The following is a 12,983-nucleotide window of genomic DNA, read 5'->3' on the forward strand; positions in this document are numbered from 1 at the left end:
AACCGGCACCACGACTGCCCCATCTCGTGCGGCATGCACGGTCGGGATCTCGCCCTCCGACGCGAGATCGACAACGAGGAAGGAAGCACCCCGTGAAGATCACCGTCGACCGCGATGCCTGCATCTCCAGTGGGATCTGCGCACTCGATGCACCAACACTGTTCGACCAGGACGACGAGGGCGTCGTGCTGCTCCGCACCGACAGGCCGGCCGCAGAGGACGAGCAGCTCGCCCGAGACGCCGCCTTGGCCTGCCCCGCGTCGGTGATCACCGTGACAGAGGTCGAGTGACCCCTGATCCAGGCCCCTCCGGTCACGAGGGAAAGGTCGGCGAGGGCCCGCCGGGTGCGCGATCCGGTCTGCCGTGGTTGGTCCCCACACTGCTGATGACGGCGGCAGCCGGGCTCGCCCAAGGCGTGTCGCGGATGACCTTCGCGTTCGTCCTGCCAGACATGACCGAGCAGGTCCTCGGCACGTACAGCGTGGCGGGCTTCCTCGGGGCAGCCAACCTGGGTGGCTACCTGATCGGGGTTCTCGTCAGTGCCACCCTCACCCACATCCGACCGACGAGCCAGGTCAAGGCGGGGGTCGGCCTCACCCTGCTGGGCTTCGCACTCATGGCCCTCTCCCCCACCGTGTGGCTGCTCTTCGTGGGCATGCTCACCCTGGGAATGGCGAGCGGCATCGTCTGGATCGCCGTCATCCCCGTCGTGGCGGCGCACGCGCCGAGTCGGCGCCGAGGCCTGGCGTACGGACTGATGATGTCGGGAGTCGGCGCAGGGATCGCCTCCATCGGCCTGTTCGTCCGGGCGGCCGACTCCTGGTTCGGCCCGAGCTCCTGGCGGGAGACCTGGCTGCTCGAGCTCGCCTTCGGTGGCATCGTCCTCCTGCTCCTGGTCCTGCTGCTGGAACCCGTCGCGGGCGTGCCACGACGCCCCCGACGCACGGGCGACCGTCCTCGGCGACTCGGCATCCATTGGTTGTTCGTCTGCTACACCTGTTTCGGCGTCAGCCATGCCCTGTTCACGCACTTCCTTGTCGCCGCGTTGCGCGAGGACGCCGGATTCACGCTGGCCGAGTCGATCAACGTCTACTCACTACTGGGACTGGCCAACATCGTCGGCGGGTTGCTCCTCGGCCGGCTCTCCGACCGCGTCGGCAGACGACCCATCCTCGTGGGCGCGATGTTCGCCATCTCCGCGTGCGCCAGCACCATCGCGCTGGCCCACGGCGCGCTGCTGACGTCGTCCGGAGTGTTCTACGGACTGCTGATGAGCGGGTTCTCCACCGTGGTGATCGCATACCTCGGCGACGTGGTGGGGCCCGACCGACTCCCGGGCGCGTATGCGGCGATCACGGTCGCGATCGGTGTCGGCCAGATGGTCGGGCCACCGATCGGCGGCGCGCTGGCCGACGTCTCCGGCTCCTTCGAGAGCACCTACCTCCTCTGCGGCCTCGTTGCGGCGGTCGGCGGTATCGCAGCCACGAGGATGGCCGACGACCGCACGTTGCGGCGGACGGGCAGCAGCACCACGGCGCTCGGCTGACCGTCGGAGGAGGGCTGTTCCGGGCACGCCTCGTGTCGCCGAGCTGCAGGTCAGTCCGGCGTGGACGGCCGGGCGCTCCAGATCGGCGGTGGGGAGCCGTCGGTCGCTACGAGCCCGCGAGCTGCCAGTTCCCGGAGGTGCGCCAGCGTCTCGGCAAGAGCCATCCGACGGCGCCCACCCAGCGTCTGCTCCCAGGTGCGCGACCACGGGATGCCGGCGGCGATCTCCCAGACGGTTCCACCGCCGATCTCGAGGAGTCGCGCCCGGATCTCCGCCGCCCGCTGTTCGTGGTGGCGGCCCAGGGCGGACACACGGGTCCGGACGCCACGGAAGCGATACTCGTGCGCGGGGAGTACCTCGGGGTCGAGTTCGCCGACCCAGGTCACAAGGGCATCCAGAGAGTGCAGGTACTCGCCGAGCACATCCGGTCCGCCCGCGTCGTAGGTGCCGACGTGTGAGGTGATGCGCGGCAGCAGATGGTCCCCTGTGAACAGGACTCCAGCCTCGCGGTCCACGAAGCAGAGGTGGCCGGGAGTGTGACCCGGCGTCCACCGGGCGTGGAGATCGCGGCCGGGTACCAGCCCAACCGCGCCGTCCTCGACGAAGCGGTCGGGTGTCAGCTCCCCGATGCGTGCGTGCCACGCAGGATCGACCAGAAGCGCGGTCTGCTCCTCGGCCGGCACGCCGCAGAGCCGCAGGAAGTCCCCGTTGCGTTTCTCGGCTTCGCTTCCGTCCCTGTAGGTGGCGAGCAGTTTCGCGTCCTCGCGGTGCATGCCCACCCACGCTCCTGATGCCTCGCGGACGCGCGCGGCCAGTCCGTGATGGTCGCTGTGGGCGTGGGAGATCAACACGCCGTGGACGTCCGTCACCGCCCAGCCGGCGGTGCCGATGCCATGCGCCAGGGCATCCCAGCTCACGTCGGTGGGCCAGCCCGGGTCCAGCAGCACCGGCCCCGACGAGCTCTCCATCAAGTAGCAGACGACGTAGCGCATCGGGTGGCCGGGCATGGGGACCGGAATGGACCAGATGCCCGTAGCCACACGTTCCACGCGCGGCAACTGTTGCTTTTGCCACGCCTCCCATTGGGCCCGACCCGTGACCACGACGCCCGGCGCTGGCACCTCAGACCGTTCCGACGGGGGCATGTCGTGGGCCTCCGATGACCCGCTGGATGACGTCGCGAGTTGCGGCACCGGCCCGCTGGGCGGCGGCAGCACTGCTCATGCGGGTCAACTCGTCGGAGTACACCTCCACCGAGACCGACGCCGCGAGACCGGGCCGGTTCATCGCGGCGAGCCAGCGAGCCAGGTCGAACTCCCCCTCTCCCGGGCAGCGGCGGTGATGGACGGAGTCCACGGCGCGGTTGCTGTCCACGGGCACGACGGGTCCGTCGTTGATCTGGATCATGCGGATGATCGCGGGATCCACAGCCTCGAGAGCGTCGAAGTCGGCGCTTCCGCGGAAGAAGTGCCAACTGTCCACGCACAGGCCGCCGTTGGGCCGCCCCGCGTCGGCCACGATCTGGGCGGCGGCGGCGAGATCGGGGATGTCGGTGTAAGGGACGAACTCCAGAGCGACCGCCATGCCGTGCTCGGCCGCCCGGTCACAGAGGGAACTGAAGGCGTCGGTGGTTCCGGATCTAGTCGGTGGCGACGCGAAGCGGCCGGTGGTCTGGACGTTGCGCACGCCGAACACGTCGCCCATGTGGAACGCGGCCAGCTCCGCCTCCGCGTCCGCATAGACCAGGCCCGGCCGCTCGGGGATGTTCGCCGGCCCGGACGGGCCGGCGAAGCCGAACAGGACCTCCACCTCGTCGATCGTCACGTCGTGCTGCTGCAGCACATCCAGCAGTTCCTCGTCGGTCCACCCAGCCTTCCGCAGAGCCAGGTAGTCACCGATCATGAGTCCGATCGACGGGATCCCGGCGGCTGCAGCTGCGGCGACGCGGTCCGGGAAGGCGGCAGCGCGGACGGTCCCCCAGGCCAGCACCAGGCGGGCATCGGCGAGCGGTGAGCTGGTCATCCATCACTCCATGTCTGCGGGGGTTTCGCGGGCATCGCGCCCGAGGCTCATCACGATTCGGCGTGCTCGTTCCAGGACGGGCCGGTCGACCATCTGCCCACGCACCGCCACGGCCCCGCCTGCGACGTCGGCGCGTAGCACCTCCCGTGCCCACTCCAGCTCGTCACCATCGGGGGCAAATGCCGCATGGACCACGGGGACCTGACGCGGATGGATGCACAACTTGGCGCCGAAACCCAGCGCGCGGGCCCGCCGGGTTGCCGCAGTCAGGACACCGTCGTCGCGAAGCTCCACGGTGACCCCGTCCACGGGCGCGGCGAGCCCTACGCTCCGCGAGACCACGACCAGCCTCGAGCGGGCATAGATCAGCGCTTCCCAGCTCTCCTGGGCGCCGAGATCCAGGGCCAGGTCGACCGATCCGAAGGCCAGCCGCGGAATGCCCGGCGCCGTCACGAGGTCTGCGAGCCGCTCGATGCCGACCGCGGTCTCCACGAGAGGCACCACCGGCCGCGCCGTCGCCGCGGCGACGCGGCGTACCTGCTCCGGATCCTCTGCCTTGGGCACCATGACACCGAGCAGTCCCGGGAGCCCCCCGATGGCATCGACGTCGTCGCGCGACCACGGGGAATCGAGGCCGTTGATCCGCACCACGACCGGTGGGCCGTGGTGCAGGTGGGCGCGGACGCCACGGCGGGCCGCGGCCTTGGCATCAGGGTCGACGGCATCCTCGAGATCGAGGATCACGACGTCGGCCCCGCTGGCCACCGCTTTTCCGAAGCGGTCGGGACGGTTGCCCGGCACGAACAGGAAGCTTCGCGCGGACGCCAAGCGCTCGACGCCGAGCAGGAACCGGTCGTGGCGCGACGTCATGGCCCGTCCATCGGCGAGATCCTCGTCTTCAGGGACAGCCGAACGACGCGGTCGTCGACAACGACGGGAATCACCAGCACGGCTCGTCCGCCCTGTCTCCCTCCGGCTGTCCGCATGAGTCAGGTCAGATCTCCTCGAGACGGCCTCGCGAGACCAGTCCCTGCCGTGCCGCCCAGACCTCTACCGAGTCCAGGACCCCGCGGTCGCCGGTCGGATCCGGAGGAACCCGGTAGGCAGAGAGTCGCTGGGACCCGACCGCCGGACTCAGCAGGCGGTAGGCGAACCGGCGCTCGTGAAGGCGTAGTCCCGACCGGCGGAGCACCTCCGCTGCCAGGATGATCTGCAGCGGGCCGTGGATCACGAGGCTGGGATAGCCCTCGTGCGCGGCGTACTCCTTGTCGTAGTGGATGCGGTGCGCGTTGTACGTCAGAGCCGAGAAGCGGAACAACAGCACAGGGTCGACCGAGAGTTCCAGCCGTCCCGAGCCGGCCCCGGGAGCGGGCAGGTCTCCTTCGGGCTCCAGGTGGGGTACGCCCCCGTCCGCCGGCGGCTCCGGCTTGTAGACGATGTCCTGCTCGTCCACGACGCAGAGCCGCCCGCTCTGCGTGATGTCGTGCCGAACGGTGACGAAGGTGAGCCTGCCGGACCGCCCGGACTTGGTGACCGACTCCACGATCCGGCTGGTCCGCAGTGCGGGCGCGCCGATCTCCAGGCCGTGGTGGTGGACCGTGCGCCCACCTGCGAACATCCGTCGACTGCCCGGTACGGGAGGGGACGGAAGTCCGCTGAGCGAGTGCCCGTCGGGCCCGAGATCCGACTGAGGGCTCGCCTCCAGCAGGTGGACCAGATGCCACATCGGGGGCAAGACCCCGCCGTCGAGCAGCGGCTGCGGAGCTACCCCGAGGAGACCGGCAAGGGCTCGGGTGTGGAACTCGTCCACGGTGCCCGCGCGCCGCACCGGATCGGCCGTCCGCTCCTGCGCCGCATCAGGAACCCTCGTCGGGATCACCGGCCGCTCACGGCCCGGAGGATCGTGGCGACCGGTGATCGGCGACGGGTCGGACATCAGAAGGGCGACAGCAGCGGGATGTCCGTCGGAGCGCTCACGAACCACCTGTTGACCACGCGCTCCGCGATCTTCCAGACCCCGGCACGACGCTCGAACACGTCGTTGTACGTGCCGCCGACCAAGCACACGAGTCCCTCGTGCTGCTCGCACATCGCGTACACGTCGCTGCGTCCCACCGCGCGATCCTCAGACTCGAAGCCGACCACGAGGTTGGTCGTCCAGTGGTAGGTCTGCTTCCATGCCTTCGCGATGACCTCCTGGGATTCCCGAATGCGCTCGATCCCCACGAAGTCACCTCGGCCGCCGGGAATGAGATAGGAGGCGTCGTCGTGCCACAGGGACATGAACAGGTCGAGGTTCTGTCGGTCCACCCCCTCGCAGTAGCCGGCGACGAGTTCGGCGATGGCGGTCCGGCTCTCGATCCTGTCGAGGCGCGCGGCCAGTGTCGTGGTGTCGACGTCGGACATGGGAGCTGACCTCACTTCTTCGTGCGGAACTGGGCCGGGTAGTTGTCGGGGAGGTCCTCCTCGGCGAGGGGCTGCAGCTGGTGGCAGAAGACCGCCCGGTCCTCCCCCTTGGCCTTCCCCTCCTCGTCGAAGTCCCAGAAGACGATCGTGCGCGCCGCCAGGACGTAGAAGTCGCTCTGGGGGGTGTCCGGCTTCACGAAGCCCATCTTCTCGGCGACGGCGGCCGTCAGGATCTGCCGAAAGGTGCCTTCGGTGACGATCTCGTCGTCGGCCACGACGACGCGCGTCTTCTTCGACTCGATGACGTAGGAGCCGTTCGCGACCATCTCGGAGTAGTTGGCCTTGACGGCAGCCATCCCCTTGGGTCCCGTGTCCTCGAGAGTGTCGGCGAAGACGCCGTACTCGTGGTACTGGGGATCCTCGGACAGCGTCGGCAGCACCATGTCGAGGTCGGCGGAGACCTCGCCCTTCGAGTGATGCACGACGGTCTCGAGGTTCGCCCGCTGCCGCGGGGTCTTCGCCTTGTGCATGTGCTGCTCGAAGCTGGTGTACGTCAGCTCGGGCCTGAGGTCCTTCATCTTGTGTCCTCCCTCGTCACGCCCCCCGGCTCGGGCAGCGCAGCAGATATATAGCCATGTAAACTAATCGCCGCGGGTGACGGTCGCAATAGCGATCGGCTGGGAACTTGGAGTCTGCGAGCCGGCGTCGAGCAGAGGCCGCAAAGGCCGGGCACGCAAGCCGGCCGGGCGCTCCGCCAGTCGGTCACGGCGCTCAGGGACGGTCAGGCTGACGAGCATCGACGCCAGGCAGGCTGCCGCACACAGCCCCAGCGCGAGGTCCACCCCCGACTCTGTGGCGAATCCTTCCAGAGCGCCCGGGTGCGCACCGAGAACGGCCGCTGTGCCGGCACTACCGAGCGCTCCTCCGACCGCGCGGAGCAGGATGTTGAAGCTGGTGGCGCTCCCTGTCTCGGACGGCTCGACGGCGGCCACGATCAGGTTCGGCATCGTCCCGAAGGTCGCACCGGAGCCTAGGGACGACACGGTGATCGACGCGACGAGTGCCCAGACCTGCCCTTCGCCGGCGATCAGTACGACAGGACCGGCGCATGCGAGCAGGCCGCCGGCAGCCAAGGCGAAACGCGGGCCCACAGCGCCGGTCAGGATGCCCGACGCCCAACTGCCGACCAAGTTTCCCGGCGCGATCGCGATCATGACCAGCCCGATCGTCGCGAGGCCGAGAGCCGCTCCGTAGCCCGTCGCGTGCGGAGCCTGCCCCATCCGGCTGATCAGGACCGGCAGGCTGTACAGGCTCACGCCCATCAGCACCGCCGTGAGGTTCGCCGCCATGACGTTCCGGTGGCGTAAGAGGCGCAGGTCCACGAGCGGCGCTGCGACCCTCAGTTCGACCCACCACCACGACGACAGGGCGCAGACGCAGACTCCCGCGAGTGCCAGGACGCGCGGGTCGAGCCACCCCCACGCATTTCCCTGACTCAATGCGAGCAGTCCGGCGGATGACCCGGTGATGAGCAGCACGGCCCCGCCGACGTCCACGCGGCGTCGCCGAGATGGGCCATCGGCACGTGGCAGGCCGGCACACCCGGCCAGCGTCACCAGGACGCTCAGTGCCGCCGCTCCGCCAAAGGCGACAGCAAGCCCGAAGGTCTCGGTGACCCACGTCGTCAACGGATAGCTGAAGCCGGCGCCCATCGCCGTGGTGACCGACAGCAGCGCGACCACCCCGGGGACCCGACCGGGAGCCACATGGTCCCGGGCGGTGGCGATCGTCATCGCCACCAGTGCCACGGCCAGACCTTGCAGGGATCGCCCGGCGATGAAGACGGCGAACGACGGGGCGAAGCCCGACAACCCACACCCGACGGCGACCAGACCGCTGACGGCGATCGTGGCCGGCCTCCGCCACCCCCCGTCGGCGAGTCTCCCGAGCAGCGGCGTACACGTCGCGCCCACCAGCAGCGTGATCGTGTACGACCACTGGGCACTCTCCTCCGAGACGCCGAACTCGGCCTGGATCTCGGGGACGAGCGGCGCCCCCAACGTGACGACTGCCGCCGAGATCAGCGCGGTCGCGACCAGCGTGGGAACGAGCGGGAAGCGTCCTCCTGCATCGCCTCTCATCCCGCGAAGCCGACGATCAGAGAGTGACAGGCAGCGACTCCACCGATCGCATCTTCAATCCGGCCCATCTGGGCGCGACCCCGTCCGCGAACTGCATGTCGGGGAACTTGTCCAGGAGCGTGTTGAGAGCAATCTGCAGCTCACCCCTGGCCAGCATGGCGCCGAGGCAGAAGTGGCGACCGAAGCCGAACGCGAAGTGCTCCCCGCTGGCAGCGAAAGCCTTGGAGTGGTCGAGGTCGGAGCGGTCCGGATCGAAGGTCTCCGAGTTGGCGAAACGGCGCTCGTCCCGATTCGCCGAGGCAATCAGCAGCATCACCACAGATCCCTTCGGAATGGTGACGCCCTCGATCTCGACGTCCTCGGTGACCTTGCGGCCGTTCATCTGCGACGGCGGCGTGAACCGGAGCGTCTCGCTGACCGCGGCCATCAGATAGTCCCGATCGCTCAGAGCTCGCTCAAACAACTCCCGCTCGGTGAGGAGGTGCGTGACCGCGCTGGCCAACGTCTTGCCGGTTGTCTCGGACCCGGCATTGAGCAACTGCGTGATGTGCGTCCGGACCTCCGCGTCGTCCAGCGACTCACCGTCGATCTCTGCCGTGACCAGCGCGGAGATCAGATCCTCCCCCGGATTCCGGCGGCGTTCCTGGATCACTGGTGTCAGGTACTCCCACAGCTCGGCCGTCGCCTGCCGACCAAGGGCATCGATCCCGGGATCGCGTCCCAGATTGCCGAGGAAGTTGACCTGGGCCGTGTACCACCCCAAGAAGCGGTCGTAATCGCTGTGCGGGAGACCGAGCATGTCCGTGATGACGTAGACCGGGAGGTAGTAGGCGAACTCGCCCAGCAGGTCGACGGTCTTCCCCGGCCGGAATCCGCTGACGAGCATGTCCGTTGCGTTCTGGACCGACCGGTCGAGGATCAGGTTGACGTTCCGCGCGATCACCGGCAGCCACGACTCCAGGCCCTTGCCGCGGAAGTGGGGAGTCACCAGCCCCCGCTTCCGGCTGTGTTCGCTCCCGTCCATCTGCAGCAACGAGCGTCCGAAGACCGGTTCGAGATGGACCTCGTAGTTCTGCGTCGAGAACACGCTGTTGCGATACGCGGCCCCGACGTCGGCGTGCCGACTGAGCAGGAACCCACCGAAGTTCTGATCCCAGTGGACGGGTGCTTCCGCCCGGAGCCGGCGGTAGAAGGCGTAGGGATCCGCCGCGACCTCGGGCCCGAGGAACGCCGGGAGCGTGGTCGAGGTCGAGGTCGAGGTCATGCTGACACCTCCGCGTACTGGCTGTTGAGCTGATCGAGTCGGTAGCCGGGGGCACCGCCGGCCAGCGGCATGACCGAGAGGCTGACGCCACCATCCACAGGGAGGTCCACCCCGGTGATCTGCGATGCCTGCGGACCGGCGAGGAAGAGCACCGCGTCGGCGACGTCGTCCGGACGTCCGATCTTGCGCAGCGGGATGAGCGCCTCGCGATAGGCGCGATTCTGCTCGGATGCCGAGCTGACACCCGCTCCGAAGGAGTTCCGCGTGAGCGAGGTGTCCGTCGGGCCGGGAGACACGCAGTTCGCCCGGATGCCGTACTTACCCCACTCCAACGCCATCTGCTTGATCAGCATGACCAGCGCGGCCTTGCTGGGACTGTAGAGCCCGGCCGGAGGAGTCGGATGCGTCGCCGAGATCGAGGCCGTCGCCACGATGGAGCCGCGCGACTCCTTCAGCGCAGGGAACGCCGCCTTCCCGAGCAGCCACGTGACCCGGGTGTTGATCGCGAAGGTCTTCTCGTAGGCATCGAGCTCGATGTCCTCGAGCGGACCGCCGAGGAGCACCCCGGCGTTGCTGATGATCGCATCCAGGCCGCCGAAGGCCTCGATCGCGGATCGTACGGATCCCGCGGGGGCGACCGGGTCCTCGAGGTCGACCACCAACGGCAGGATGGTCACACCGCTACCGGCCAGTTCCTCCGTCAAGGCGCCGAGGGCTTCCTGGTCACGATCGATCAGTGCGAGCGAGACAGGGTGATCACCCGTGGCTCGACGGACCGCCTGGGTGGCAACGGCACGGCCGATCCCACTGGCGGCACCCGTGATCAAGTAGCGCATGGACCATCCTCCTGCGGCCTGATGACTGGAGTACCCGGGTGAATCATTAACCTTGTGAAGTACCTTCCATCGTCCCCGTGATGGCGCTCACTCGTCAAGCCCCCGCTCCGAGCGTCAGGCGAGAGCGAGACGGTGCCCGGTGCGTGGGTCGGCTCGGCGCAGAACCACTGCGGCAACCCCGCACGCGCGTTGTGGGGCGCGTCTCGACTCGCTCTGCAACCCCACCGGCACGGGCCCGCCGACCGCTCGGGTCACCGGTCAGGAGTGACTTCGTGACCGCGCGAGGGCGGCGTCGGTTCCGTTGTCCCTCGCGTCCTTGAGGAAGTTGTACTCGTCCGGCTGGAAATGGATGTTGCTCAGGGATGCACTGACCACCGTCGCTGCCGCGAACGAGTGAGTGACACCCATCTTCGCCAAGGAGGCGAACACGGCGTACTTCTCGGTCACGATCCCGTCGCGCATGATCGACGCACACATGCCCGCGAACTCAGCAGTGGCAGTTGCCGGATCGATCGACAGCTTGTCCACCAGGCCGTACCGATGGGCGTCGGAGGCACTCCACGGCCGTCCCCCGTACATCATCTCCTTGGCGCGCTTGAGGCCGACCGTGGCGATGAGGAGGGACAGATCCCCGTCGGCACCGACGTTCTGCCACCTCGGACACGCGAATCGCGCATCGGGCGAGGCGACGACGAGGTCGCTGCAGAGGGTCAGATAGAGCCCCGTCTCGAAGCAGTCGCCGACCGCTTGGGTGATCGTGACCTTCCGACAGTGGAGCAGTCGCGAGTAGAGCCCGTCCGGTCCCCACCAGTAGTCGTCGAGGGCGATCAAGCGGGCGCGCTGGCTCGGGTGCTTGCGGACGGCCCCTCCCGGAGCGTCCTGATACTGCTGCCACGCATCGTCCGGATCCCAGCCGCTGGACAGGTGCTCACCTTCACCGCGGATGACGACCACCTTGACCTCGTCGTCACCGTCGACGACGTCGAGGTGACGCACGAAATCGCGCGCCATCGTCCTGGTCAAAGCGTTGCGGCGCTCGGCCCGGCGCAGAACGATGTCGGCCCGGTGGCTCTCCCGGTCGATCAAGAGATCGACCAGCGGCGCGGGCGTGCCCACGACATCGCTCGCGCTCACTTTCCGCCCCACAGGTCGCGGGCGTAGTGGGGGGCCATGTCGAACTCCCGCCCGACGCCATGACCATCGAGCACGGCTTGGAGAAGCATCTTCGACATCGTGATCCCGTCGAGTGGCATTCGGCAGACGTCCTGGGCAAGGGAGGCGGTTCTCGACCACACCTGGTCGACGGGCTCGAGAAAGTTCACCAAACCGATGGCATGCGCCTGCTCGGCCGGCAACACGTCGTCGGTGAGGGCCCAGGCCTTGGCTCGGTTGAGTCGCATCGTCAGCGACGCGAGGGCGAAGTTGGCCTCGGGTATGGCGGCGAAGGGTGACCCGAACGTGCTGTCTTCCCCGGCGACCGTGAGATCCGAGCAGAGCACGAGCACGGTACCCGCGCCGGTGCAGCGCCCCTGGACCTCGGTGACCACCACCTTCTTCGAGAAGCAGAGCGTCTGATAAATGGCGGCCGAGCCGGCGAAGTCACGACGCCAGGCGGGCAGTCCGCTCGGCCGATCCTGGTCGCCTGCGGCGCCCGGCGGTGCGAAGTCCGGGCCGGTCGCCCTCAGCAGCACGACCTTGACGTCGTCGTGATCGTTGAGCTCCAGCACGGCGTCGCGCAGGTCGTGCGCGAAGTCGTGGTCGTACCGGCTGAGAGGGCTGAAGTCGTCGACCTCGATCGTCCCCACCCCCACAGCCAGCGATGTGTTCATCGAGGACGCTCCGCGACGGCACGAGGATCGGCTGCACCCTTGCGCTTCTTGTCCGCGTCCAACGCGCCACCCACCCCGACTTCCTTGGCTGTCTTCCAGAAATCCATCTCGTCGGGCGCGGACTGCAGGAAGTGCGACACGAGCAGACCGGTGATCGACGGCACACTGGTGTCCATGAGCCCCTCCGCAGCTCGGATCCGCCGCACCAGGTACTGCTGGTGATGCGTCGGGGTGGCGGCCAACCGCCGGGCGAGCGTCGCCGTCACGTCGGGAAGCTGGTCAGCGGTCGTGACGGCGTACACCAGGCCGAGTGACTGAGCCTCGGACCCGCTCATCGCCTGGGCCGTGAATCCAGTCCGGCGAGCGGCCTTCATGCCGAGGATCCGGTTGATGTGGACGCTGGCGACCGCGCCGGCCGGCCCCAGAAATCGCGCCTCGAGCGCACCGATGCGGGCGTCGTCGGCCGCCACGACGAGGTCGCACTTGCAGGCAATCATGAAGTACGCCGCGGCCGCACAGTATCCGTGGAGCTGGGCGATGGTGATCTTCGAGGAGCGAGAGATCGCCTGGCTGAAGCCCAGGCGACCCCACGCCATGTCCGCGCCGTATCGGTAGCCGACGGTCAACGTGCGACGCCGCTCGTGCGGTCGCCGCTGACCCCACTCCTCGTTGATCTCGTTCCCGCTGCAGAACGACCGGCCGGCACCGCGGAACACGACGACCTTGATGTCGTCGTCGAACTCGATCTGGCCCATGAGATCGGTGATCCGATCCCGCATGGGGACGCTCATCGCGTTGTGCTTCTCGGGGCGATTCAGCGTGATGGTGGCGACGCCGCTGTCCCGGTCGACGTCGAATTGAACCTGGTCCTCGGCCGCAGCGATGCTCTCGTCGGTGCCGTACCTCTTGGCAGCCATGCTCACCTCACCCCGGCGCTGA

At 68.4% G+C, this 12,983-nt stretch carries 14 protein-coding genes; 2 read left to right on the forward strand and 12 right to left on the reverse strand.

The genetic code is table 11. The features are described from left to right. Positions 1–92 precede the first annotated feature (92 nt). Together GCU56_RS03135 and GCU56_RS03140 are read left to right on the forward strand one after the other, a co-directional pair. On the forward strand, positions 93–290 hold the full coding sequence (locus tag GCU56_RS03135) for a 4Fe-4S domain-containing protein (RefSeq protein WP_163480063.1): 198 nt from the start codon (positions 93–95) through the stop codon (positions 288–290). Positions 291–385: 95 nt separating this feature from the next. Then, on the forward strand, positions 386–1,546 hold the full coding sequence (locus tag GCU56_RS03140; RefSeq protein ID WP_163480064.1) for an MFS transporter: 1,161 nt from the start codon (positions 386–388) through the stop codon (positions 1,544–1,546). Between the two features lie 50 nt (positions 1,547–1,596). Here GCU56_RS03140 and GCU56_RS03145 read toward each other — a convergent pair whose 3' ends face one another. The 12 genes from GCU56_RS03145 to GCU56_RS03200 all read right to left on the reverse strand — a co-directional run bounded on the left by GCU56_RS03145 (position 1,597) and on the right by GCU56_RS03200 (position 12,961). Next, positions 1,597–2,538: an MBL fold metallo-hydrolase gene (locus tag GCU56_RS03145; protein WP_163480065.1), complete on the reverse strand. Its 942-nt coding sequence runs from the start codon at positions 2,536–2,538 to the stop codon at positions 1,597–1,599. 130 nt (positions 2,539–2,668) lie between these two features. After that, the gene (locus GCU56_RS03150; protein ID WP_163480066.1) at positions 2,669–3,568 is read right to left on the reverse strand and encodes a sugar phosphate isomerase/epimerase family protein; all 900 of its coding nucleotides are present in this window, start codon (positions 3,566–3,568) and stop codon (positions 2,669–2,671) included. 3 nt (positions 3,569–3,571) lie between these two features. Then, positions 3,572–4,438: an HpcH/HpaI aldolase/citrate lyase family protein gene (locus GCU56_RS03155; protein ID WP_163480067.1), complete on the reverse strand. Its 867-nt coding sequence runs from the start codon at positions 4,436–4,438 to the stop codon at positions 3,572–3,574. Between the two features lie 124 nt (positions 4,439–4,562). Beyond that, positions 4,563–5,504, reverse strand: a complete 942-nt coding sequence (locus tag GCU56_RS03160; RefSeq protein WP_163480068.1) for a mesaconyl-C4 CoA hydratase — start codon at positions 5,502–5,504, stop codon at positions 4,563–4,565. Further along, entirely contained in the window at positions 5,504–5,974 is a 471-nt protein-coding gene (locus GCU56_RS03165) for a nuclear transport factor 2 family protein (protein ID WP_163480069.1), read from the reverse strand. Before GCU56_RS03165 ends, GCU56_RS03160 begins: the two co-directional genes overlap by 1 nt. Before the next feature lie 11 nt (positions 5,975–5,985). Then, entirely contained in the window at positions 5,986–6,552 is a 567-nt protein-coding gene (locus GCU56_RS03170; protein ID WP_163480070.1) for a hypothetical protein, read from the reverse strand. Positions 6,553–6,615: 63 nt separating this feature from the next. Next, a complete protein-coding gene (locus tag GCU56_RS03175) occupies positions 6,616–8,115 on the reverse strand; it encodes an MFS transporter (RefSeq protein ID WP_163480071.1) in 1,500 nt (499 codons plus the stop codon). A gap of 16 nt (positions 8,116–8,131) precedes the next feature. Then, positions 8,132–9,379, reverse strand: a complete 1,248-nt coding sequence (locus tag GCU56_RS03180; protein ID WP_163480072.1) for a cytochrome P450 — start codon at positions 9,377–9,379, stop codon at positions 8,132–8,134. After that, positions 9,376–10,215 carry an SDR family NAD(P)-dependent oxidoreductase gene (locus GCU56_RS03185; protein WP_163480073.1) on the reverse strand — a complete coding sequence of 280 codons (840 nt, stop codon included), beginning with the start codon at positions 10,213–10,215 and terminating at the stop codon, positions 9,376–9,378. Before GCU56_RS03185 ends, GCU56_RS03180 begins: the two co-directional genes overlap by 4 nt. Before the next feature lie 258 nt (positions 10,216–10,473). Then, a complete protein-coding gene (locus GCU56_RS03190; RefSeq protein WP_163480074.1) occupies positions 10,474–11,349 on the reverse strand; it encodes an enoyl-CoA hydratase-related protein in 876 nt (291 codons plus the stop codon). Further along, positions 11,346–12,044, reverse strand: a complete 699-nt coding sequence (locus GCU56_RS03195; RefSeq protein WP_163480075.1) for an enoyl-CoA hydratase/isomerase family protein — start codon at positions 12,042–12,044, stop codon at positions 11,346–11,348. The genes GCU56_RS03190 and GCU56_RS03195 overlap by 4 nt, the downstream gene beginning before the upstream one ends. After that, positions 12,041–12,961, reverse strand: a complete 921-nt coding sequence (locus tag GCU56_RS03200) for an enoyl-CoA hydratase/isomerase family protein (RefSeq protein WP_163480076.1) — start codon at positions 12,959–12,961, stop codon at positions 12,041–12,043. Before GCU56_RS03200 ends, GCU56_RS03195 begins: the two co-directional genes overlap by 4 nt. Positions 12,962–12,983 lie beyond the last annotated feature (22 nt).

Source organism: Geodermatophilus sabuli (assembly GCF_010686765.1).
In the GTDB taxonomy this organism is placed as follows: domain Bacteria; phylum Actinomycetota; class Actinomycetes; order Mycobacteriales; family Geodermatophilaceae; genus Geodermatophilus; species Geodermatophilus sabuli_A.

Bases quoted from the DNA above. Each gene is read 5' to 3' on its own strand.
- GCU56_RS03140 (WP_163480064.1), top strand. From the start codon at position 386: ATGACGGCGGCAGCCGGGCTCGCCCAAGGCGTGTCGCGGATGACCTTC.
- GCU56_RS03145 (WP_163480065.1), bottom strand. From the start codon at position 2,538: ATGCGCTACGTCGTCTGCTACTTGATGGAGAGCTCGTCGGGGCCGGTG.
- GCU56_RS03150 (WP_163480066.1), bottom strand. From the start codon at position 3,568: ATGACCAGCTCACCGCTCGCCGATGCCCGCCTGGTGCTGGCCTGGGGG.
- GCU56_RS03155 (WP_163480067.1), bottom strand. From the start codon at position 4,438: ATGACGTCGCGCCACGACCGGTTCCTGCTCGGCGTCGAGCGCTTGGCG.
- GCU56_RS03160 (WP_163480068.1), bottom strand. From the start codon at position 5,504: ATGTCCGACCCGTCGCCGATCACCGGTCGCCACGATCCTCCGGGCCGT.
- GCU56_RS03165 (WP_163480069.1), bottom strand. From the start codon at position 5,974: ATGTCCGACGTCGACACCACGACACTGGCCGCGCGCCTCGACAGGATC.
- GCU56_RS03170 (WP_163480070.1), bottom strand. From the start codon at position 6,552: ATGAAGGACCTCAGGCCCGAGCTGACGTACACCAGCTTCGAGCAGCAC.
- GCU56_RS03175 (WP_163480071.1), bottom strand. From the start codon at position 8,115: ATGAGAGGCGATGCAGGAGGACGCTTCCCGCTCGTTCCCACGCTGGTC.
- GCU56_RS03180 (WP_163480072.1), bottom strand. From the start codon at position 9,379: ATGACCTCGACCTCGACCTCGACCACGCTCCCGGCGTTCCTCGGGCCC.
- GCU56_RS03185 (WP_163480073.1), bottom strand. From the start codon at position 10,215: ATGCGCTACTTGATCACGGGTGCCGCCAGTGGGATCGGCCGTGCCGTT.
- GCU56_RS03195 (WP_163480075.1), bottom strand. From the start codon at position 12,044: ATGAACACATCGCTGGCTGTGGGGGTGGGGACGATCGAGGTCGACGAC.
- GCU56_RS03200 (WP_163480076.1), bottom strand. From the start codon at position 12,961: ATGGCTGCCAAGAGGTACGGCACCGACGAGAGCATCGCTGCGGCCGAG.